A 21,948-nucleotide genomic window follows, 5' to 3' on the forward strand; every position below is an offset into this window, starting at 1 on the left:
CTGTCGGGATCAGGCCGGTTCGCAGCCGGCTGTGCACCATTGTAACGATCGCCGCCACGCGCGATGTGCAGGACTCAGGGGAGTACACCTGTTTTCGCAGCATAGGCGGCCCCGATGATGCCGGCCGCGTTGCGCAATGCGGCCGGAACGACGGGTGTGCGGTTGGTCAGCAACGGGATCCACTTCTCGTGCTTGCGGCTGATCCCGCCACCGGCGATGAACAGGTCGGGCCACAACAGGGCCTCGAACCGCGACAGCACCAGCGAGACCTCCTTCGCCCACCGCTTGTACGTCCACTCGTTGTTCTCCTTGACCGACGACGCCGCGCGGTGCTCGGCCTCCATCCCGTCGATCTCCATGTGCCCGAACTCGGTGTTCGGCAGCAGATCGCCGTTGTGCAAAACCGCCGAGCCGATCCCGGTCCCGAACGTGAGCAGGATGACCACCCCGGACGCGTCCTTGGCCGCGCCGAAGCGGTCCTCGGCGAGGCCGGCGGCGTCCGCGTCGTTCAGGACACTCACCGGGCGGTCGCCCAGAACCGACGAGAACAACGTCCGGGCGTCGGTGCCGATCCACGCCGGATCGATGTTCGCGGCCGTGCGCGCCACGCCGCCCGTCACCACGCTCGGCAGGGTGACCCCCACCGGTCCCGTCCACTGCGCCTCGTCCACGATCCGGGCGACCGTGTCGGCGACGGCCTGCGGGGTGGACGGCTGCGGGGTCAGGATCTTGATGCGCTCGCCCACCAACCGGCCAGTGGACAGATCGACGACGCCGCCCTTGATGCCGCTGCCGCCGACGTCGACACCGAATCCGAGAAGGTCCGGGTCCGGCGTGGCCGGGTGCATCGTCTGCGTCATCTCGCGCTCCCTCTCGTCACCGGAACAGTCACCGCGGGCGACCGCTGTCGTGACGTCACCCTAATCCGAACGTGGCCGCCGCGCGGGTGGTGCCGTGCCGCACAGTGTGTTCGGATACTCGGGTGCCCGACACCCCGGACTCCCGCCCCTCTACGCTGTCCCCCGACGTCACCACGGACCCGGCCCCGCTGCGCGAGATCGCCGTGTCCGTCGCGGCCGAGGCCGCCGGTCACGTGCGCGCCCGGCGGCCCGACCTGTTCCCACCCGCCGACACGGGTACCGACCGCGTCGGCGCGGTGCGGACGAAGAGCACCGACACCGACCCCGTGACGGTGGCGGACACCGAGACCGAGGACCTGATCCGGCGGCTGCTGACCCGGTTGCGGCCGGGCGACGCGATCCTCGGGGAGGAGGGCGGCGCCCACACCGGATCGAGCGGCGTCCGCTGGGTCGTCGACCCCATCGACGGCACGGTGAACTTCGTCTACGGCATCCCGGCCTACGCGGTGTCGGTGGCAGCCCAGGTCGGGGGGCGGTCCGTGGCGGGAGCGGTGGTCGACGTCGCCGCCGGGGACGTGTACTCGGCCGCGCGCGGGCGCGGAGCCACCCGCACCGACGTCGGCGGAGCGGTGACGCGCCTGCGCTGCAACCCGGTCGACGACGTCGCCCGCGCCCTCGTCGCGACGGGCTTCTCCTACGCGCCGCACCGTCGCGAACGGCAGGGCGCGCTGGTGGCCGAGCTGCTACCGAGGGTGCGGGACATCCGCCGCATCGGTGCGGCCGCCCTGGATCTGTGCATGGTGGCGTCGGGGCGCGTCGACGCCCACTACGAACACGGCCTGCAACCGTGGGACTGGGCCGCCGGTGCGCTGATCGCCGCGGAGGCGGGCGCGTGGGTGCAACTCCCGGCCGGAGCCGGCGACGCCGGCGAGATCACCGTCGCCGCCGCGCCCGGCATCGCGACACAGCTCGCGGACCTGCTCGCCGCGCTCGGCGCCGACGCGCCGATCCCGGCCTGACGGTCCGCGGCGCGCTCAGCAGCGGGCGTCGCGGGCCGCGGCCAGCAGGTCGATGTCGAGCGGCGCGGCGGCCGCGCCCACCGGCGCCTCCCGCAGCGACTGCAGCACCTCCTCGGCGTCGGCGTTGGGCGCGATCTCCTTGGAGTAGGTGCCCAGGGCCAGGTCGACGGTGTCGTCGGCGCGGTCGTCGCGGACGAGTTCGGCGCACGGCGCGACCAGCCACACCGTGCTCGCCGCCGCGGTCCCGGCCGCCCCGAACCTGATCTGGCCGTGACACTGCATGTTCTGGTCGATGTAGACCGGGTCGTTGCCGGCCTGCACATCCGGTGCGCTCGCGAATCCGTATTCGGCCAGCTGGGTTGCCACGTGGGTGGCCTGGCCACGTTCGCCGTTGGCGTTGAACACCCGTACCCGCGTCGCCGCCAGGGGAGCGGGCTCCACGTCGAGCAGGACGGAACGGTCGACCACCTCGCCGAGGGGGGCCGGCTGGGGTCCGCCGGGCTCCGACGGGACGGTCGGCGGGGCGTTGCACGCCACGGTCCGGGACACCGGGTCCGAGCCGGCGAACACCGACGTCCACACCACGATCCCGATCGTCGCCAGGACCGCGAACAGGGCCGCGGCGGGCACGACGCGGCGCCGTGGGAACGGCCGGCCGCGTTCGTCCCGCGCGCGGCCTTCGGTGATCAGGGAAACCACGGCGCCCTGCCTCTCGCATCTCCAAGGGTTGTGTGCGACCACTGTAGAGGGCATCCCGGTGGGGTCCGGGAAGGTGGGCGACCGGTGGAATGTCTCGAGTTGCTGTGGTGTTGGTGACAATTGACCGACAATTCCCCGGACCGGGTGTATCGGTTACGGCTTCCGTGGGTACTTCCGCTATTGTTCGGCGGCCCAGGTCGTCGAAAGAGGCGACGGCGAGGCTTTCGACAGCGGAAGGCCCGGGTCGTGTCCGGGACCCGGATACGGCCGGTGGGAACTTCCGGAGACGGTCGGGCGTTGCCCGGGCCGAAGGACATGAACAGTGTCCTTCGGCAGGGCACCTGCACGAGGACTAGAGGTAGAGGAAATGGCGACTGACTACGACGCACCGAGGCGAACCGAAACCGATGATGTGTCGGAGGATTCACTCGAAGAACTGAAGGCGCGACGCAACGAGGCGCAGTCCGCCGTCGTGGACGTCGACGAGTCGGACACCGCGGAGTCCTTCGAGCTGCCCGGGGCGGATCTGTCCGGCGAGGAGCTGTCGGTGCGGGTGGTGCCGAAGCAGGCCGACGAGTTCACCTGCTCGAGCTGCTTCCTGGTGCACCACCGCAGCCGGCTCGCGAGCGACGAGAACGGAGTGATGATCTGCCGGGACTGCGCGGCCTGAGTCCCGGAGGGACGGCGCGGCCTGAGTCCCGGAGGGACGGCGCGGCCTGAGTCCCGGAGGGACGGCGCTGACCGGCCGCCCCCGGTTCAGCGTTCGGTCTTGTCGGCACACCCCAAGGCGGCCAGCAGCTCTGCCGGCCGCCTTGTGCTGATCAGCCAGTAGGGGGTGGGGTCGTCCGGGTCGTCCAGCACGACGAGCACCATCGTCCCGATCCACGGGCGGTGCTGGACGTACGCCGCCGGGTCGAGCTGGCGCCCCAGGGCGGCGCTCTTCGCCGACGCCGGCACCACGACACCGCGGGAGATCACCTCGAGCGGCAGGTGCGCCCGGCCGACGATCAACTCCCCGCCCGTCACCTCCAGCCGCAGCCGGGACAGCCACACGAGCGCCCAGACAGGGAACGGCAACAGCAGCACGTACGGCAGCCAGGCGTACAGGCCGGGCGCCCCCATGTGCAGTTCCGCGGCCAGCAGCGCCGCGACGCCCAGGCCGAGGGGCCACCACCACAGCGGCACCCACATCCGTTCGGAATAGACCGGTGCGCCGGTCGTCTGCTGCGCATCCGCATCGGGTCGAGAGGTTCGAGACACGTCCATCAGAGTAGTCTCGGTGCACGTGACCGATCTTCCAGCCGTCCCCCTGCTCCGCCTGGACCCGGGGATTCCCTTGCCCGCGCGGGCACACGCCGGCGACGCCGGTGTGGACCTGTGCACCACGGTGGACGTGACCATCGAGCCCGGGCGGCGAGCGCTGGTGGGGACCGGCATCGCGGTGGCCCTGCCCGTCGGCACGGTGGGTCTGATCCATCCGCGCTCCGGTCTGGCCGCGAAGTACGGGCTCTCCGTGGTCAACACTCCCGGGACGGTGGATGCGGGCTACCGCGGGGAGATCAAGGTGTGCCTGATCAACCACGACCCCGACCGCGCGGTCGAACTGCGTCGTGGTGACCGCATCGCGCAACTGCTCGTGCAGAGGGTCGAGCTCGTCGACTTCGTCGAGGTCGGCTCCCTCGACGACACCAGCCGCGGCGCCGGAGGATACGGGTCGAGCGGTGGGCACGCCGGTCTGGTGAAGGAAGGTTCCTGACATGTTCGGACGACGCCGGAAGAACCGGGACGCCGAGGCTCCGGGCCTCGCGGACGAGGGAGACTTCGACTCCGCGCCCGTGGACGACGAGGTGCAGGCGACCGAGGGCGGTCCCTACGACATCGACGACATCGGCGAGGACGCGGTCGGTAGCCGGCTCGACCTCGGGTCGGTGCTCGTCCCGCTGCCACCGGGCGGGCAGATCCAGGTGGAGATGGCACCGCACGGCCAACCGCAGGCCGTGCATCTGGTGACCCAGCACGGCCGGATCACGGTCTCCGCGTACGCGGCACCGAAGTCCCCGGGGCAGTGGCGGGAGGTGGCCGCCGAGCTGGCCGAGTCGCTGCGCCGCGACAACGCGACGGTGAGCATCGAAAGCGGACCGTGGGGCCGGGAGCTGCAGGGCAGCACCCCGAACGCGGACCTGCGCTTCCTCGGTGTCGACGGCTACCGATGGATGATCCGCTGCGTCGTCGCCGGACCGGCAGGTTCGGTGACGGCCGACTCGCCGCTGGTGGAGACGGCCCGTGCCATCGTCGCCGAGACCGTCGTGCGGCGCGGCCAGGATCCGCATCCGGTGCGGACGCCGCTGCCGGTGGTGCTCCCGAAGGCCCTCGCGGAGCAACTGGCCGCCGCGCAACAGCAGGCGGCAGCCCAGCAGGCGGCCCAGCAGGCGGCGGCCCAGCAGCCCCTGCCGCCGCAGCAGTCCGCGCAACAGCAGCAGCCCGCGCCGCCCCAGCAGCCCGCGCCGCCCCGGCCGCGGCACGGCGAGTCGGGTTCGGCGATGCAGCAGCTCGGCTTCTGACGGTCCGGTCCGCCGGGGTCAGTCCCCGACGCGGCGCAGTGCCTCCAGACAGGTGGCTCCGAGCACGGCGGGATCGGCGCCGATCCCGGCGAGGGTGACGGTGCCCAGCGCGGCCCGCCTCAGGTGCGCACACCATTCCTGCGCGACCGCGAGGGGATGGACCGGGTCGTCCACGGCGGCGGCGATGCCGACCGGCACCTCGACGGTCCGCAGCTCGTCCCGGTCCGGCGCCCGGTAGCGGGACGCCTCGTCGAGCGCCGCCGGCAGGCCCGGCCACTGCGACCGCCAGGAGCGGGCCAGTTCGACCCCGAGCCAGGCGGGGCTGGACGCCACCATCGCCGCGGTGACCGCAGCAAGTCCGTGGGCGCGCAGCTCGCCGGCCGTCCAACGGGCGCTCGCCGCCGCCGGCGCGGCCTCCGGCGAGCCCGTCCACGCCGGCAGGGCTGCGAGCACGCCGACGGTGCGCCCCGGGTGCTCGGCCGCCCACCGCAGCGCGACGGCCGCCCCGAGCGACACCCCGCCCACCAGCACGGGACCGTCGGCGGCGGCGCGCTCGAGTGCATCGACGTAGCTGCCGACCACGCGTGCCGGGTCCGGGTCGACCGCGACGGTGCGTATTCCGGCAGCGGCGAGCGGACCGCCGAACGCCCGCTCCACGAAGCGGGCGTCGGAGCCCGTCCCGGGCAGGACGACGGCGACGAAAGTGCTGGCCCCGGCGTGTTCGGGGGACGTGTTCGCGGAGCGCATGGTCCGATCCTGCCGGACCCGTCCGAGCAGGTGGGAACCCGAGTGGTTGCCCTGTGCGGATAGGTCTACAGTGGCCCTCAGGAAAGCCCCATGCGCGGCCCGCGATCCGTGCCGCGCCCTTCTCAGGAGCACGCTATGGCACCCGCCGCAGCCGGTTACTTCCGCCGACTCACCCGTCGGCTCACGGAAGATCTCGAGCAACTCGACGCCGAGGAGATCGCCGAAACCGCCCAGGCGACGGGTGCCCGCCGCGCCTGCGACTGTGCGCGCGGCGAAGAGGTGACCATGTTCGGTCGTCTCCGCAGTGTCGAGGCGTGCCCGAAGGCCGCCAGCGCCGCCGTCGAGGCGGAACTGTTCGACGGCACCGAGGCCGTCAAGCTCGTGTGGATCGGACGTCGCCGCATTCCGGGCATCGAGCCGGGCAAGACCCTGCTGGTGCGCGGGCGCGTCGGCGAGCGTGACGGCTCGAAGGTCATCTACAACCCGTATTACGAACTGCGCGAGCGGGCCTGACCCGAGCGCCGGTGCCCCAGCGCCCGGCGCCGCCCCGCGCCCGCGTGGGGCTGTGGCACCCTCGTAGGAGTGAGCGACAAGCAGCAGACGGTCCTGGAACAACTCGGTGGACTCAGCGGGTTGGTCTACTCGACCGTGCCCGTGCTGGTGTTCGTTCCGGTCAACAGCATCTGGGGCCTGACCGCCGCGATCTGGGCGGCCCTCGCCGTGGCCACCGGCATCCTCGTGTGGCGGCTCGTCCAGCGCACCCCCGTCCAGCCGGCGGTCTCGGGGCTCCTCGGTGTGGGCGTGTGTGCGTTCATCGCCTACCGCACCGGCGACGCCAAGGGCTACTTCCTCTTCGGCATCTACACCAGCCTGCTCTATGCCGCCGGTTTCGTCCTGTCCATTCTGGTGCGGCGGCCCCTGGTCGGCGTCATCTGGGGCATGCTCAACGGGCAGGGATCGTCCTGGCGGCGGCATCGCGTCGCCGTGCGCGCCTACGACATCGCGACCGCGGCGTGGGCGCTGGTGTTCGCGGCCCGCTACTTCGTGCAACACGAGCTGTACGACGCCGACCGGACCGGCTGGCTCGCCGTGGCCCGGATCGGTATGGGATGGCCGCTGACCGCGGTGGCGTTGCTCGTGACCTTGTGGGCGGTCCGCCGCGCCGATCGGCTGGTCGAGCCGGCGCCCGAGGCTGTCGACGAGCCCGTCGAGACCGGCCCGGGCCGGGCCGCCGAAGCCGGCCCCGACCAGGACGCGCGGTGACCTGCTAGAGGCCGATGGCCGCCCGCAGTTCCTGCTCCACCTCGGCCGCGGCGACGAACAGCAGTTCGTCGCCGCCTTCGAGCGGATCGTCGGGCTGCGGGACGATGACCCGGCCGCCGCGCAGGATCGTCACCAGGGCCGCGTCCCGGGGCAGTTGCAGCTTGCGCACCGGCTTGCCGGCCAGCACGGTGGTGTCCGGCAGCGTGATCTCGACCAGGTTCGCGCCCTTGCGCAGCGTCATCAGCCGCACCAGGTCGCCGACCGAGACGGCCTCCTCGACCAGCGACGCCAGCATGCGCGGCGTGGACACGGCGACGTCGACGCCCCAGGACTCGTCGAACAGCCACTCGTTGCGCGGATCGTTGACGCGGGCGACGACGCGGGCGACGCCGAACTCGGTGGTGGCGAGCAGGCTCAGCACCAGGTTGGCCTTGTCGTCGCCGGTGGCGGCGATCACCACGTCGTACTGCTCGAGCTGTGCGGCCTCGAGCAGGCTCAGCTCGCACGCGTCGGCGTGCACCCACTTGGCGTCGGGCACGGATTCGGGCTCGACGTGCTCGAGCTTGCGTTCGAGCAGCATCACTTCGTGGTTGTTGCGGATCAGTTCGCGCGCGATGGAGCGCCCGACGGCTCCCGCTCCCGCGATGGCCACCTTCATCGGCGTTCCTCTCGGTGATTCCGGGTCGTGTGTTGCGGCTGCGCCTGCGGGCGCGGCACGGTCAGTCGTCGGCCGCGGGGGGCTGTTCGGCGAGGGCGATCGCCTCGGCGACGGTGCCCGAGACAGCCGCGATGTAGACCTGGTCGTCCGCCTGCAGCACGGTCTTGCGGTCGGGTAGGACCCCGGTGCCGAATCGGATGATGAACGCGACCCTCGAGTGGGTCGCGGCCTCGAACTCGGTGACGTTGCGGCCGATCCAGTCCTCGTGCACCGACACCTCCGCGACGGCGACGGTGCCGGTCGGATCCCGCCACTTGGCGGTCTGGCTCTCATGGGTGAGGTTGTGCAGGAACCTGTCGGTCGTCCACGGCACCGTCGCGACGGTCGGGATCCCGAGTCGCTCGTACACCGCGGCGCGCTTGGCATCGTAGATGCGGGCGACGACGCGCTCGACGCCGAAGGTCTCCCGGGCCACACGGGCGGAGATGATGTTCGAGTTGTCCCCGGAGGAGACGGCGGCGAACGCGTCGGCCCGCTCGATGCCGGACCGCACCAGCACGTCCCGGTCGAAGCCCATGCCCACGATCGTGTGCCCGGGAAAGTCCGGACCCAGCCGCAGGAACGCGCTCGGGTCGCGGTCGATGACGGCCACCTCGTTGCCCAGCCGGACGAGCGCCGCGGCCAGGGAGGAACCCACCCGGCCACAGCCCATGACCACCACGTACACCGTTCGCTCCGTTCCGCTTCTTTCCGTGTCGCCGCGCGTCCCGATCGCGACGCGCAGAACCGAACCGTACCGCCCGCGCAGGACCGGCGTGCGGTGCCGGCCGAACGGGCTCCCCGCAGAGGTGCATTTCGGACACGGCCACGGGTGCCCGGCGGGTGGCCGGTGGGACGGCTTAGGCTTTGCGAGTGTCCAAGCTCTCGACCGCCACGAAGCGGTTGTTGTTGGGTAGGCCGTTCCGCAGCGACACGCTCGGTCACACGTTGCTACCCAAGCGAATCGCCCTGCCGGTGTTCGCATCCGACGCGTTGTCGTCGGTGGCGTACGCCCCGGAGGAGATCTTCCTCGTCCTGTCCGTCGCGGGTCTGTCGGCGTACGTGTTCACGCCGTGGATCGGCGTCGCGGTGGCGCTCGTCCTCGCCGTCGTCGTCGCCAGCTACCGGCAGAACGTGCACGCGTACCCCTCCGGCGGCGGCGACTACGAGGTTGCCACCGTGAACCTCGGTCCGACCGCGGGATTGACCGTCGGCAGCGCCCTGATGGTCGACTACGTGCTCACCGTCGCGGTGTCGATCTCCTCGGCCGCGGCGAACATCGGATCGGCGGTGCCGTTCGTGGCGCAGCACAAGGTGCTGTTCGCGATCTCCGCGATCGTCGTGCTGACCGCGGTCAACCTGCGTGGCCTGCGGGAAGCCGGCACCGCGTTCGCCGTCCCGACCTACGCCTTCATGATCGGCATGATCGTCATGCTGGGGTGGGGTCTGGTGCGCGTCTTCGTGTTCGGGGACGACGTCAAGGCCGAGTCGGCCGGGTTCGAGTTGGTCGCCGAGCAGTCGGATCTGGCCGGGATCGCGTTCGTGTTCCTGCTGGCCCGTGCGTTCTCGTCCGGGTGTGCCGCGCTGACCGGCGTCGAGGCGATCAGCAACGGGGTGCCCGCGTTCCGCAAGCCGAAGTCCCGCAACGCCGCCACGACCCTGCTCATGCTCGGCGGGATCGCGATCGTCCTGCTCCTCGGCATGATTCTGCTCGCGAACAAGCTGGGGGTGGTCATCGCCGAACATCCCGAGACCCAGTTGCGCGGTGCCCCGGAGGGCTACCAGCAGAAGACGCTCGTGGCGCAACTCGCGCACGCGGTCTTCGACGACTTCCCGCTCGGGTTCCTGCTGATCACCATCGTGACCGCGTTGATCCTGGTGCTGGCCGCCAACACGGCGTTCAACGGCTTCCCGGTGCTGGCCTCGGTGCTGGCGCAGGACCGCTACCTGCCCCGGCAGCTGCACACCCGGGGCGACCGGCTGGCGTTCAGCAACGGCATCCTGTTCCTGTCGGGCGTGGCGATCGTCTTCGTGTGGGCCTTCGATGCCGAGGTCACCAAGCTGATCCAGCTCTACATCGTCGGGGTGTTCGTCTCGTTCACCCTCAGTCAGACCGGCATGATCCGGCACTGGACGCGGCATCTGGCGTCCGAGACCGACCCCGAACAGCGGGCCCGCATGCGACGGTCGCGGATCGTCAACACGATCGGCCTGATCATGACCGCATCCGTCCTGGTGATCGTGCTGGTGACGAAGTTCGCGGCGGGCGCGTGGATCGCGATCGTGGCGATGGTCGCGATCTTCGGTGTGATGAAGGCCATCCACCGTCACTACGACAGCGTGGCCGAGGAACTGGAGAACACCGAATGGGACGGTGTGCTGCCCAGCCGCACCCATTCGATCGTGCTGGTGTCCAAGCTGCACATGCCGACCCTGCGGGCGCTGGCGTACGCGCGGGCCACCCGGCCGGACACGCTCGAGGCGGTCACCGTCAACGTCGACGAGGCCGACACGCGGATGCTGGTGCGCGAATGGGAACGCAGCGACATCACCGTCCCTCTCAAGGTCGTCGAGTCGCCGTACCGGGAGATCACCCGCCCCGTCCTCGAATACGTCCGGCGGGTGCGACGGGACTCGCCGCGCGACGTGGTGACCGTGTTCATCCCGGAGTACGTGGTGGGTCACTGGTGGGAGCAGATCCTGCACAACCAGAGCGCGCTGCGGCTGAAGAGCCGGCTGCTGTTCCAGCCCGGTGTCATGGTCACCAGCGTCCCGTGGCAGCTGAGCTCGTCGGCCCATGCCCGCGGCGAACGATTGGACTCCGCGCCGGGATCGGTGCGGCGGGGATTCGAGGAGGAGGAGCGGTGAGCATCGACTGGTCCGGCCGTCGGCTCGAGGTGACGCTGGGCAACCCGGCGCACGGGGGCTTCTGCGTCGCCCGGCACGAGGGGCGGGTCGTGTTCGTCCGGCACGGTCTGCCCGGGGAGCGCGTCGTCGCGCTGGTCACGGAGGACCGTGGCGGCTCGTTCTGCCGCGCCGACGCCGTCCACATCCTCGAAGCGTCGCCGGACCGGGTGGAGCGGGTGTGTCCCATCGCCGGTCCCGGCGGATCGGGGTGCTGCGACCTGTCCCACGCGACGGTGCCGGCCCAGCGGGCATTCGGGGCTGCGGTGGTCGCGGAGCAGTTGCGCCGTCTCGGCGGCATCGACCGCGAGGTGGTCGTCGAGGAGGTGCCGGGCGGGGCGGCGAACGGCACCCGCTGGCGCACCCGGGTGCGGCTGGCCGTCGACGCCGCCGGGCGAGCGGGGTATCGGCGCTACCGGAGCCACGAACTGGAGACCGAACTGGCGTGTCCGCAGATCGAGGCGCGCGCCTACGAGGGGCTGGCCGAGCGGGTGTGGCAGCCCGGTTCCGAGGTCCAGGTGGTCCTCGATGCGGACGGGACGCGGCACGTGGTCGAGATCGCACCGCCGCCGGTCTCCCGCACGGGACGTCGCAGTCCGGGCCGGCGGGGAGCGTCCGCCCGCCGCGCGGCGGCCGGTGCGCCCCGCGCCGAGAAGGTGATCGAGGGCTCGGGGCGGGCGGTGGAGCGGGTCGGCGGCCGGGACTGGCACCTGGCCGCGACCGGCTTCTGGCAGGCACACCGCGGCGCGGCGCAGACCTATTCGGACACCGTGGGGGAGTGGGCCGCGGCGTCGCCGGGGGCGACGGCGTGGGACCTCTACGGCGGTGTCGGGGTGTTCGCGGCCGTCCTGGCCGATCAGGTCGGCCACGGTGGCCGGGTCGAGTCGGTGGAACTGTCGCGCCGGGCGGTGCAGGACGGCGCGGAAGCGCTCTCGGATCTCGGGCAGGTGCGGTTCCATGCGGGCCGGGTGGAACGGCTGCTGCCGGATCTCCCCGCCCCGCAGGTCGTGGTGCTCGATCCGCCTCGGGCCGGCACCGGGCGCGAGGTGGTGGCGGCCGTCGCGGCGGCCGGGCCGGAGCGCGTCGTGCACGTCGGATGCGATCCGGCGTCGTTCGGCCGGGATGTCGGCCTGTACCGGGAGCACGGGTTCGAGCTGGCCGAGCTGCGCGTCTACGCGGCGTTCCCGTCGACGCATCACGTGGAGTGCCTGGCGTTGTTCACCCGCTGAGCGGGCCGATCACGGATTCAGGGCGTCTCGCGCGTCCTCCGCGGTTGCTTGCGGCATGCAACTAAATGTATAGTTGCGTGTCGCAAGCAAATAATTTCGATTCGGAGGTGTTCCGTGGCTGTCCAGCCCGACACCGCGCACGCGCTCGTCGACGCGATCTTCCTGTTCGGTCGCACGCTGCGCACGACCCTGGCCAACTCGACGGGTGACCCGTTGCCCAACGCGCTGACCGGCGTCCTGTTCGTCCTGTGGCGAATGGGGGAGTGCCGCCCCACCGAACTCGCCGCGGAGCTGTGCATGAGTCAGTCCGCGTTGAGCCGGCAGCTGGGGGAGCTCGTCGAACGGGGGATGGTGGACCGCCACCGTGACCCGGACGACAGGCGTGCCCACCGCGTCAGCGTGTCCGAGACCGGGCAGAAAGCCCTGCGCGAGATCCGCGACCGGCGCGCCTCCCGATTGCACGAGCTGCTCGGCGGCTGGGACCAGGCGCAAGCCGAATCCGCCCTCGACGCGCTCGCGCACCTGAACCACACCCTTTCCGTACACGAACCCCCCGGAAGGAACTGCCTGTGAGTGCCGCAGCTGTCAGTCCCCCCTCCTCGGCGAGCGGACCCGGCGCCACCGAGACCACCATGACGCACCGCGAGATCCTCGAGGCTCTCGCCGGCCTGCTCGCCGCCCTCTTCACGGCGCTGCTCAGCAGCACCATCGTGGCGGTTGCGCTCCCCACGATCATCGCGGACCTGAACGGCACCCAGACCCAGTTCGCGTGGATCATCACCACCGCGCTGCTCGCCAACGCCGCCTCGACGCCGATCTGGGGCAAGCTCGCCGACCTGTTCAACAAGAAGCTGCTGGTGCAGACGGCGATCGTCGTCTTCGTGGCCGGCTCGATCCTCGCCGGCTTCGCCACCAACGTGCCCGTCCTGCTCGCCGCCCGCGTGATCCAGGGCATCGGCATGGGCGGTCTCACCGCGCTCGTCGTCGCGGTCATCGGCAGCATCATCCCGCCCCGCGAACGCGGCCGGTACTCCGGCTACATGGGCGCGGTGATGGCCGTGTCGATGTCGGGCGGACCGATCCTCGGTGGCATCATCGTCGACAGCCCGCTCGGCTGGCGCTGGTGCTTCTTCATCTCGATCCCGATCGCCGTCGCGGCCATGCTGTTGCTGCAGCGCACCCTGCACCTCGTGACCGAACGCAAGCAGAACGTGAGCATCGACTGGCTGGGCGCCACCCTGCTGACCGCCGGTGTCAGCGTCCTGCTGATCTGGGTGTCGTTCGCCGGCAAGGCCGGCTACTACGAGTGGTTGTCGTGGGAGACCCTCGCGTACGTCGGCGCCGGCGTCGGACTGCTCGCCGCCACCGTCGTGGTCGAGTCCAAGGTCGCCGACCCGATCATCCCGCTGAAGATCGTCACCGAACGCACCACTGCGCTCGCGATCATCGCGTCCGTCGCCGTCGGCGTCGGGATGTTCGGTGCCACCGCGTTCCTCGGCCAGTACTTCCAGACGGCCCGCGGCTACAGCCCGACGGCCGCCGGCCTGCTCACCATCCCGATGGTGCTCGGCTCGCTCGTGGCCTCGGTGGTCTCCGGCCAGCTGATCACCCGCTTCGGCCGGTGGAAGCCGTTCCTGGTGCTCGGCGCCGTACTGCAGGTGATCGGTTTCGGGCTGCTCGGGTTCCTCGACCACGCCACCCCGATGTGGCTGATCGGGGTCTACATCGCGATCGTCGGCCTCGGCACCGGCATGCTCATGCAGAACCTGGTGCTCGCCGTGCAGAACACCGTCAGCGTCCGCAACATCGGAGCCGCGAGCAGCTCGGTCGCGTTCTTCCGTACCTTCGGCGGCGCGATCGGAGTGTCCGTGCTCGGATCGATCCTCGCCACACGCGTGACGACGCTGTCCGCGGACGGCTTCGCCGCCCTCGGCATCGACACCGGCTCGGCCGGCGGCGGAGGCAACCTCGACCTCGCGGCCCTGCCCGAACCGGTCGCGGAGATCATCCGCCACGCCTACGGCGACGCCACCGGCCTGCTGTTCCTCGTCGCCGCGATCATCGCGCTGGTCACCGTCGCGGCGGTCGCGTTCATCCCGAACCGCCCGCTGCGCAAGACCATCGACATCGTCACCGAGGAGAAGGTGCCCGCGCCGGCGGAGCACTGATCAGGACCGGCGGTTGTACAACCACATCGTCGCCGGCCCGAACAGCACGATCAGCGCCGCGCACCACGCGAACACGATCGCGAGGTGCGCGGCGTCCGGCGTGCCCGCCGTCAGATCCCGGATGGCGGTGACGAGCCGGCTGATGGGATTGACCGTCACGAAGCCCTGCAGCCAGCTCGGCATCGTCGCGGGGTCGACGAACACGTTCGACGCGAAGGTGAGCGGGAACAGGATGGTCATGGACACACCCATCACCGCCTGCTCGGTGCGCAGCAGCATCGCCAGCATCGTCCAGACCCACGAGAGACTGAACGCGAACAGCAGCACGAGCGCCACCGACCCGATCGTGCCGATCGGGCCGCCCGTGGGCCGGAACCCGAGCATCATCCCGAGGGCCAGCACGATCACCGACGCCAGCGTGTAGCGGGCGAGATCACCGAACAACGCGCCGACGAGGGGAGCGGGCCGCCACACCGGCATCGAGCGGAACCGGTCGAACACGCCCTTCTCGATGTCGCGGTTGAGCGTCATGCCCGTGTACATCGTGATGGTGCACACCGTCTGCACCAGGATGCCGGGGATCAGGAACTGCACGTACGCGGTGGTCGAACCGGCCAGCGCCCCGCCGAACAGGTACGTGAACAGCAGCGTGAACATCAGCGGGAAGACGGTCACGTCGAACAACTGCTCGGGAACGTGCTTGATCCGCAGCAGTGCCCGCCACCCGAACGACAGCGACGCGGCGAACGCGGACGCCGGCGTCGGACGCGGCCCGGGGACATGGAGGACGTCCACGACGGCGGCGGGGGTGCCCGCCCGTCGGTCGGCGGTCGAGGTCACGACGCGATCTCCTCGTCTTCGTCGGGAATTTCCGTGGGATGGCCGGTGAGCGCGAGAAAGACCTCGTCCAGGCTCGGCTGCCCGAGGGCGAACGTCGTGACCGGAATGTCCGCCGCGGCGAGGGCCGTCAGCGCCCCCGCCGCGGCCCGCGGATCGTCCACCCGCGCGGTCAGCGCGGCCGGATCGGACGCGGCCGTCACCGCCACCCCCAGCGCGGCGCCCAGCACCGCCGCCGCCTCGTCCCGGCGCGCGGGATCGACCACCCGCACGTGCAGCGAACCCGACCCGACGGACGCCTTGAGCTCGCCCGGGGTGCCCTCGGCGATCACCCGGCCACGGTCGATGACCGCGACCCGGTCGGCGAGCTGGTCCGCCTCGTCGAGGTACTGCGTCGTCAGCAGCACCGTCGTCCCCGCGGCCACGAGCGCCCGCACGATCTCCCACACCTGGTTGCGGCTGCGCGGGTCGAGCCCCGTCGTCGGCTCGTCCAGGAAGATCAGTTCGGGAGCGACGATGATGCTCGCGGCGATGTCGAGGCGCCGCCGCATGCCCCCCGAGTACAGCTTCACCTGACGGCCCGCGGCCGGCTCCAGATCGAACGCCGCCAGCAGCTGTCCGGCCCGGGACCGGGCACCCGCCCTGGAGAAGCCCAGCAGCCGGGCGAGCAGTACCAGGTTTTCCGCGCCGGTCAGATCCTCGTCGAGCGACGCGAACTGGCCGGTGAGCGAGACCCGGCGCCGCACCAGCTCGGGCTGAAGACGCACGTCGTGCCCGAGTACGGTCGCGGTCCCGCCGTCCGGTGCGAGCAGGGTGGCCAGCATCCGGATCGTGGTCGTCTTCCCGGCGCCGTTCGGGCCGAGGACGCCGTAGACGCCGCCGGCGGGGACGGCGAGGTCGATTCCGGCCACGGCGGTCTCCGCGCCGAAACGCTTGATCAAGCCCGAGGTCTCGATGGCCAGTGCAGGGGGCATGGGTCCAGCCTCGCCCACGGTGCCGGGCCCGGCAATCGGTTTTGTCGGATTCGACCGGCCTGGGGTCGCCCCGCGCAGTGCCCACCGCCCGCTCGGCGGGGTCAGGCGCGCCACACCGGCGCCACGGTGGGCGACGTCACATCATCGGCATAATGAGGTGAGGGACACGGTGTGAGACGGGGCGGCGGCACGACGAAGCGAGTCGACCACCTCCGACGCTCCGTAGACTGGGTGGAACCGCTCGCGCGGAGACGCGCGGGTCCGAGCCGGAGGGAGCAATTCCAGTTGGGTGTCCTGTCCCGCATCGAGTCGCCCGAGGACCTGCGTCGGCTCAGCCAGCCGGAGATCAGGGAACTCGCCGGGGAGATCCGGCAGTTCCTGGTCGAGAAGGTGGCGGCGACCGGGGGACACCTCGGCCCCAACCTCGGCGTCGTCGAACTGACCATCGCCATGCACCGGGTCTTCGACTCCCCCCACGACCCGATCATCTTCGACACCGGGCATCAGGCGTACGTCCACAAGATCCTGACCGGTCGTAAGGACGGCTTCGACACGCTGCGCAAGCAGGGCGGCCTGTCGGGCTACCCCTGCCGCGCCGAGAGCGAGCACGACTGGGTCGAGTCCTCGCACGCCTCGGCCGCCCTGTCCTACGCCGACGGCCTCGCCAAGGCCTACGAGCTGTCGGACCAGCAGGACCGGACCGTGGTCGCCGTGGTCGGCGACGGCGCGCTCACCGGCGGGATGTGCTGGGAGGCGCTGAACAACATCGCGGCCGGCAAGGACCGGCGGCTCGTGATCGTCGTCAACGACAACGGCCGCTCCTATGCCCCCACTATCGGCGGACTGGCCGAGCACCTCGCGGCGCTGCGGCTGCAGCCCGGCTACGAGCGTGTCCTCGACAACGGCCGCCGCTTCGTGAAGCGGCTGCCGTGGATCGGTGCGGCCGCGTACTCCGTGCTGCACGGGATGAAGGTCGGCATCAAGGACGCGGTCAGCCCGCAGGTGTTGTTCACCGACCTCGGCCTGAAGTACCTCGGACCGGTCGACGGCCACGACGAGGCCGCTCTCGAGGCCGCCCTCCGCCGCGCCAAGTCTTTCGGCGGACCGGTGATCGTGCACGCCGTCACCCGCAAGGGCGCCGGGTACGCCCCGGCCGAGAACCATGTCGCCGATCAGATGCATGCCACCGGTGTCATCGACCCGGTCACCGGCCGCGCCACCGCGGCGGCGTCGGCTCCGGACTGGACGTCGGTGTTCTCCGACGAACTGCTCGTGCAGGGCGGCCGCCGCAAGGACGTCGTGGCGATCACCGCGGCGATGCCGGGACCGACCGGGCTGTCGGCCTTCGGCGAACGCTACCCCGACCGGATGTTCGACGTCGGCATCGCCGAGCAGCACGCCGTCACCTCCGCCGCCGGCCTCGCGCTCGGCGGAATGCACCCGGTGGTCGCGGTGTACTCGACGTTCCTCAACCGCGCCTTCGACCAGTTGCTGATGGACGTGGCGCTGCTGAGACTGCCCGTGACCGTGGTGCTCGACCGGGCCGGCATCACCGGTGCCGACGGCGCCAGCCACAACGGTATGTGGGACTTCTCCCTGCTCGGCGTGATCCCGGGGATCCGGGTGGCGTCGCCGCGCGACGGCGCGACCCTGCGCGAGGAGTTCGGCGAGGCGCTCGCCATCGCCGACGGCCCGACCGTACTGCGGTTCCCGAAGGGCGCGGTCGGCCCCGACATCCCTGCGGTGGAGCGCATCGACGGCACCGTCGACGTGCTGCGGATGCCGTCCGAGCGTCGCGGTGACGTGCTGATCGTCGCGGTCGGCGCGTTTGCGGGCCTGGCGCTCGACGCAGCGGAGCGGCTCGAGCAGCACGGCCTCACCGCCGCCGTCGTCGACCCGCGCTGGGTGCTGCCCGTCCCGGCGGCCCTCGCCCGGCTGGCGCGGGACTTCCGGCTCGTCGTCACCGTGGAGGACGGCGGCATGCACGGCGGTGTGGGTTCGGCGGTCTCGTCGGCCCTGCGGGCGGCCGGAGTCGACGTTCCCACCCGTGAACTCGGTGTGCCGCAACGGTTCCTGGATCATGCGTCGCGGGAACAGATCCATCGTGAGCTGGGGCTGACCGCGCAGGACGTCGCGCGTCAGGTGACCGGCTGGGTCGTCGGGCTCGGTGCCGCGCAGAAGGCGGAGCAGGCCGTGGACGGGACCGCCGGGGAGGAGTCCGCGGGCGACGTCGTCGTCCGGCGGGACCCCGGCCTCTGACGCTGCGACGACGGGCCGGCCGCACGTGCGGCCGGCCCGTCGTCGCTCAGCCGGCTTCCTCGAGGGTCCGTCCGCGTGTCTCGGGCACGAACTTGATCACCACCAGCAGAGACAGCGCGGCCATCACCGCGTAGCCGGCATAGGTGAACGACAGGTTCCAGTCCGCCAGCGCCGGGAACGTCGCGGACACGAGGAAGTTCGCGATCCAGTTGGAGGCGGTCGCGATGCCGACGGCGACGGCACGCACCCGGTTCGGGAACATCTCGCTGATGAGGACCCACACCACCGGACCCCACGACAGGGCGAAGAAGAACACGAAGGCGTTGGCCGCGAGCAGGGCGATCATGCCGTAGGTGTCGGACAGCGTCGCGACCTTCTCCCCGTCCTCGTTGACGACGAAGGTCGCCGAGTGGAAGCACACGGCGGCGGTGCCCAGCGACGCCGCCATCCCGACGGATCCGACGAGCAGGAGCGGCTTGCGGCCGATCTTGTCGATCACCGCGATGGCCACGAAGGTACCGACGATGTTGACCAGTGCGCTGACGACGCTGATGAGCAGGGACCGGTCTTCGCCGAATCCGACCGCCTGCCACAGCGTCGACGAGTAGTAGAAGATCACGTTGATGCCCACGAACTGCTGCAGCGCGGCCAGGGCGATGCCCACGTAGATCAGCGCAGCCACGCCCAGCCGCCGGGAGAACACGTCCCGCACACCCGGCCGGGCGGACTCGAGGTGCAGGGTCTCGCGGATCGTGGCGATCCGCTCGGCGACGGCGACCTCGTCGCCGCCCTCGACCGTGGCGATGATGCGGCGCGCGGCGTCCTCCCGGCCGATCCGCACCAGGTACCGCGGCGATTCGGGGATGGGGAAGGTCATGATCAGGTACAGGGTCGCGGGGACCGCGCCGAGTGCGAGCATCCACTGCCAGGCCTCGATGCCGAGCAGCTCTTCGCTGGCCCCGCCGGCGGCCGCGGCGAGGGCGTAGTTGACGAGCTGGGAAATTGCGATGCCGAGGACGATCGCGAGCTGGTACATCGAGCCGAGTCGGCCACGTATGGCGGCGGGCGAGATCTCGGCGATGTAGGCCGGGGCGATGACCGAGGCGAAGCCGACGCCCACGCCACCTATGGAGCGCCAGAACGTCAGGTCGTAGATGCTGAAGGGGAACGCCGACCCGAGTGCGCCGACAAGGAACAGGACCGCGGCGATCTGCATGACCCGGATCCGGCCCAGCCGATCGGCGATGCTGCCGGCGATCCACGCACCGAGCGCCGCGCCGACCAGCGTCAGCGACACGGACAGGCCGATGGCCCCGGCGCCGACCTCGTAGCGCTCGCGGATGGCGCCGACGGCGCCGTTGATGACGGCGGTGTCGTATCCGAACAGGAATCCGCCGAGCGCGGCCACGGCGGCGAACAGCACCGCGCGGGCCACCGTGTGCTGCTGCTCGATCCTCGAATGGGGGAGGTGGGAACTGTCGGTCACAGGCTGGACGGTACGCCTGACACCGCGTCGGGGGGGCCGCTTCGGTGGGCACCGTGGCCGGGGTGATACGCACGGACGCGCCCCGGGGCCCACGACGGTTGCGCGGGTCCCGGGGCGCCGTGCGGAGCTACCGGTTCGTCAGACGCCGGCCACGCCGGGGGCGAGGAAGCGTGTGCCGTTGACGGCCTCCGAGGTGCCGGTGCGATCCAGGTACGGCGTGATGCCGCCGTTCCAGAATCCGAAGCCGCCGCCGAGGATCAGGCACAGGTCGATGTCCTCGGGGGCGGCGACGACGCCCTCCTCGAGCATGATCCGGATCTCCTCGGCGAAGGCGCGACGGGTCCGCTCGAGCACCTCCTCGGCGGTGGAGGGCTTGTCGCCCTGCGGCCACAGCGCCGCGACCTCCGGGTCGACGACCTGCTTGCCGTCCGCGTACGTCCACACGCCCGGCTTGCGGGCCTCGACGAGCGCCTCGAGTCCGGGGGAGGACACGAAACGGTCGGGGTAGGCGGCCTGCAGGGTCTCGCCGGTGTGTAGCGCGACGGCCGGGCCGACGAGTGCGAGCAGCGTGAACGGGCTCATCGGCATGCCCAGCTCGCCGACGGCGTTGTCCGCGACCTCGAACGGGGTGCCCTCGTCCACGGCGGTCATCACCTCGCCGAGAGTGCGGGTGACGAGCCGGTTGAACACGAAGCCCGGCAGGTCCCCGCACAGCACGGCCGACTTCTTCAGCGCCTTGGCGGTGGCGAAGGCCGTCGCAAGGGTCGCGTCGTCCGTCTGCGCGCCCCTGATGATCTCGAGCAACGGGAGCACGGCGACGGGGTTGAAGAAGTGGAAGCCGACGACGCGCTCGGGGTGCTTCAGGTCCGCGGCCATCGTGGTGATCGACAGCGACGACGTGTTGGTCGCCAGGACGGTTTCCGGCGAGACGTACTGCTCGATCTCGGCGAACACCTGCTTCTTGACGTCCATGTTCTCGAACACGGCCTCGATGACGAAGTCGGTGTTCGCGAACGCGGCCTTGTCGAGGGAGCCCGACACGAGCGCCTTGAGGCGGTTCGCGGCGTCGGGCGACAGCCGGCCCTTGCCCTGCAGCTTGTCGATCTCGGTGTGCACGTAGCCCACACCCTTGTCGATGCGCTCGGAGTCGACGTCGGTGAGGATCACCGGCACCTGCAGCTGGCGCACGAACAGCAGCGCGAGCTGGCTGGCCATCAGGCCCGCCCCGACGATGCCGACGCCGGTGACCTTGCGGGCCAGGGACTTGTCCGGCGCACCGGCGGGACGCTTGGCACGCTTGTTGACCAGGTCGAAGGCGTAGAGCCCGGCCCGCAGCTCGTCGGACATCAGCAGGTCGGCCAGCGCCTCGTCCTCGGCGGCGAAGCCCTTCGACAGCGACTCGGGATCGGCGATGTCGGTGTTACGGGCCAGCTCGAGCAGCTCGACCGCCCGGGCCGCTCCGGGCGCGAAGCCGCGGGTCTTGGCCGCGACGAGCGCCTTCGCGCGGCCGAGCGCCGCGTCCCAGCCGGCGCCGCGGTCGATCTCGGGGCGGGCCGGGGTGATGTCCCCGGCGAGGACCTTCGCTGCCCAGGCGAGGGACTGCTCGAGGAAGTCGGCCGAGCCGAACACCGCGTCGGCCAGGCCGAGTTCGGCGGCCTGCTTCGCGCGGATGACCTTGCCGTTGTTGAGCGGGTTCTCGAGGATCAGCGTCACCGCGTGGTCGGGCCCGATCAGGTTCGGCAGCAGCTGGGTGCCACCCCAGCCGGGGACCAGACCCAGCATCGTCTCGGGCAGGCCGAGCGCCGGCACGTTGTCGGCGTAGGTCCGGTAGTGGCAGTGCAGCCCGACCTCGAGGCCACCGCCGAGGGCGAGGCCGCCCACGAAGGCGAACGTCGGCACCTGCGAGTCGCGCAGGCGGCGGAACACGCGGTGGCCGAGGCGGCCCAGCTCGAGCCCCTGCTCGCGGCTGGTGATCGAGGGAACGCCCTTCAGGTCGGCGCCGGCGGCGAAGATGAACGGCTTGCCGGTGACCGCGACAGCAGCGGGGTTCGCGGCGAAGGCCTCGTCGAGGGCCTTGTCGAAGGCCTCGAGGCCGGCGGGGCCGAACGAGTTCGGCTTGGTGTGGTCGAACCCGTTGTCGAGGGTGATCAGCGCGACGGGGCCGTCGATGCCGGGCACCTCGACGAGCTTGGTGTAGGCGTTCGTGACGACCTCGTCGGCGAACAGGGACGAAAGCTCGCTCATG

At 71.2% G+C, this 21,948-nt stretch carries 21 protein-coding genes; 11 read left to right on the forward strand and 10 right to left on the reverse strand.

Annotation, left to right across the window (positions count from 1 at the left end):
* Positions 1–74: 74 nt before the first annotated feature.
* Positions 75–860: a polyphosphate--glucose phosphotransferase gene (ppgK, locus tag HFP48_RS12760; protein ID WP_006938148.1), complete on the reverse strand. Its 786-nt coding sequence runs from the start codon at positions 858–860 to the stop codon at positions 75–77.
* 122 nt (positions 861–982) lie between these two features.
* Between ppgK and HFP48_RS12765 the strand changes: the two genes are divergently transcribed.
* On the forward strand, positions 983–1,879 hold the full coding sequence (locus HFP48_RS12765; protein WP_168579581.1) for an inositol monophosphatase family protein: 897 nt from the start codon (positions 983–985) through the stop codon (positions 1,877–1,879).
* Between the two features lie 15 nt (positions 1,880–1,894).
* Here the strand turns inward: HFP48_RS12765 and cei are convergent, their stop codons facing one another.
* Positions 1,895–2,578, reverse strand: a complete 684-nt coding sequence (gene cei, locus HFP48_RS12770; protein ID WP_006938142.1) for an envelope integrity protein Cei — start codon at positions 2,576–2,578, stop codon at positions 1,895–1,897.
* Positions 2,579–2,945: 367 nt separating this feature from the next.
* On the opposite strand from cei, the gene HFP48_RS12775 reads away from it, so the two are divergent.
* Positions 2,946–3,248: a DUF4193 domain-containing protein gene (locus tag HFP48_RS12775; protein ID WP_029543409.1), complete on the forward strand. Its 303-nt coding sequence runs from the start codon at positions 2,946–2,948 to the stop codon at positions 3,246–3,248.
* A gap of 86 nt (positions 3,249–3,334) precedes the next feature.
* Here the strand turns inward: HFP48_RS12775 and HFP48_RS12780 are convergent, their stop codons facing one another.
* Positions 3,335–3,844 carry a DUF3093 domain-containing protein gene (locus HFP48_RS12780; RefSeq protein WP_006938139.1) on the reverse strand — a complete coding sequence of 170 codons (510 nt, stop codon included), beginning with the start codon at positions 3,842–3,844 and terminating at the stop codon, positions 3,335–3,337.
* 19 nt (positions 3,845–3,863) lie between these two features.
* Here HFP48_RS12780 and dut point away from each other — a divergent pair, with 19 nt between their 5' ends.
* On the forward strand, positions 3,864–4,334 hold the full coding sequence (dut, locus tag HFP48_RS12785) for a dUTP diphosphatase (protein ID WP_029543411.1): 471 nt from the start codon (positions 3,864–3,866) through the stop codon (positions 4,332–4,334).
* A 1-nt stretch (position 4,335) separates the two neighbouring features.
* Positions 4,336–5,139, forward strand: coding sequence for a DUF3710 domain-containing protein (locus HFP48_RS12790; protein ID WP_168579582.1), 804 nt, complete (start codon positions 4,336–4,338; stop codon positions 5,137–5,139).
* 18 nt (positions 5,140–5,157) lie between these two features.
* Here the strand turns inward: HFP48_RS12790 and HFP48_RS12795 are convergent, their stop codons facing one another.
* A complete protein-coding gene (locus HFP48_RS12795; protein WP_006938136.1) occupies positions 5,158–5,886 on the reverse strand; it encodes an alpha/beta hydrolase in 729 nt (242 codons plus the stop codon).
* Positions 5,887–6,021: 135 nt separating this feature from the next.
* Here HFP48_RS12795 and HFP48_RS12800 point away from each other — a divergent pair, with 135 nt between their 5' ends.
* Together HFP48_RS12800 and HFP48_RS12805 are read left to right on the forward strand one after the other, a co-directional pair.
* Complete coding sequence (locus HFP48_RS12800; protein ID WP_006938133.1) at positions 6,022–6,399, forward strand: OB-fold nucleic acid binding domain-containing protein; 378 nt, start codon at positions 6,022–6,024, stop codon at positions 6,397–6,399.
* 69 nt (positions 6,400–6,468) lie between these two features.
* Entirely contained in the window at positions 6,469–7,149 is a 681-nt protein-coding gene (locus HFP48_RS12805) for a DUF3159 domain-containing protein (protein WP_168579583.1), read from the forward strand.
* 4 nt (positions 7,150–7,153) lie between these two features.
* On the opposite strand, the gene HFP48_RS12810 is transcribed toward HFP48_RS12805, so the two are convergent.
* Positions 7,154–7,807, reverse strand: a complete 654-nt coding sequence (locus HFP48_RS12810; protein ID WP_006938125.1) for a TrkA family potassium uptake protein — start codon at positions 7,805–7,807, stop codon at positions 7,154–7,156.
* A gap of 61 nt (positions 7,808–7,868) precedes the next feature.
* A complete protein-coding gene (locus HFP48_RS12815; RefSeq protein ID WP_006938124.1) occupies positions 7,869–8,534 on the reverse strand; it encodes a TrkA family potassium uptake protein in 666 nt (221 codons plus the stop codon).
* Between the two features lie 185 nt (positions 8,535–8,719).
* On the opposite strand from HFP48_RS12815, the gene HFP48_RS12820 reads away from it, so the two are divergent.
* The 4 genes from HFP48_RS12820 (at position 8,720) to HFP48_RS12835 (ending at position 14,147) form a co-directional block, all read left to right on the forward strand.
* Entirely contained in the window at positions 8,720–10,714 is a 1,995-nt protein-coding gene (locus HFP48_RS12820; protein ID WP_006938123.1) for an APC family permease, read from the forward strand.
* Positions 10,711–11,979 (forward strand): TRAM domain-containing protein, encoded by a 1,269-nt coding sequence (locus tag HFP48_RS12825; protein WP_168579584.1) that lies wholly within the window; start codon positions 10,711–10,713, stop codon positions 11,977–11,979. The genes HFP48_RS12820 and HFP48_RS12825 overlap by 4 nt, the downstream gene beginning before the upstream one ends.
* A 114-nt stretch (positions 11,980–12,093) precedes the next feature.
* Positions 12,094–12,552, forward strand: coding sequence for a MarR family winged helix-turn-helix transcriptional regulator (locus tag HFP48_RS12830; RefSeq protein ID WP_006938121.1), 459 nt, complete (start codon positions 12,094–12,096; stop codon positions 12,550–12,552).
* Positions 12,553–12,611: 59 nt separating this feature from the next.
* On the forward strand, positions 12,612–14,147 hold the full coding sequence (locus HFP48_RS12835; protein ID WP_029543427.1) for an MDR family MFS transporter: 1,536 nt from the start codon (positions 12,612–12,614) through the stop codon (positions 14,145–14,147).
* On the opposite strand, the gene HFP48_RS12840 is transcribed toward HFP48_RS12835, so the two are convergent.
* Both HFP48_RS12840 and HFP48_RS12845 read right to left on the reverse strand, forming a co-directional pair.
* Complete coding sequence (locus HFP48_RS12840) at positions 14,148–14,987, reverse strand: ABC transporter permease (protein WP_006938118.1); 840 nt, start codon at positions 14,985–14,987, stop codon at positions 14,148–14,150.
* Positions 14,984–15,958: a daunorubicin resistance protein DrrA family ABC transporter ATP-binding protein gene (locus HFP48_RS12845; protein ID WP_029543429.1), complete on the reverse strand. Its 975-nt coding sequence runs from the start codon at positions 15,956–15,958 to the stop codon at positions 14,984–14,986. The genes HFP48_RS12840 and HFP48_RS12845 overlap by 4 nt, the downstream gene beginning before the upstream one ends.
* Before the next feature lie 285 nt (positions 15,959–16,243).
* Here HFP48_RS12845 and dxs point away from each other — a divergent pair, with 285 nt between their 5' ends.
* Complete coding sequence (gene dxs, locus HFP48_RS12850; RefSeq protein ID WP_084648637.1) at positions 16,244–18,217, forward strand: 1-deoxy-D-xylulose-5-phosphate synthase; 1,974 nt, start codon at positions 16,244–16,246, stop codon at positions 18,215–18,217.
* A 46-nt stretch (positions 18,218–18,263) separates the two neighbouring features.
* Here dxs and HFP48_RS12855 read toward each other — a convergent pair whose 3' ends face one another.
* A complete protein-coding gene (locus HFP48_RS12855; RefSeq protein WP_006938099.1) occupies positions 18,264–19,703 on the reverse strand; it encodes a sugar porter family MFS transporter in 1,440 nt (479 codons plus the stop codon).
* Positions 19,704–19,841: 138 nt separating this feature from the next.
* Positions 19,842–21,947 (reverse strand): 3-hydroxyacyl-CoA dehydrogenase NAD-binding domain-containing protein, encoded by a 2,106-nt coding sequence (locus HFP48_RS12860; protein WP_006938096.1) that lies wholly within the window; start codon positions 21,945–21,947, stop codon positions 19,842–19,844.
* Position 21,948 lies beyond the last annotated feature (1 nt).

The sequence above is a fragment of the Rhodococcus sp. DMU1 genome, from assembly GCF_012272955.1.
In the GTDB taxonomy this organism is placed as follows: domain Bacteria; phylum Actinomycetota; class Actinomycetes; order Mycobacteriales; family Mycobacteriaceae; genus Rhodococcus; species Rhodococcus aetherivorans.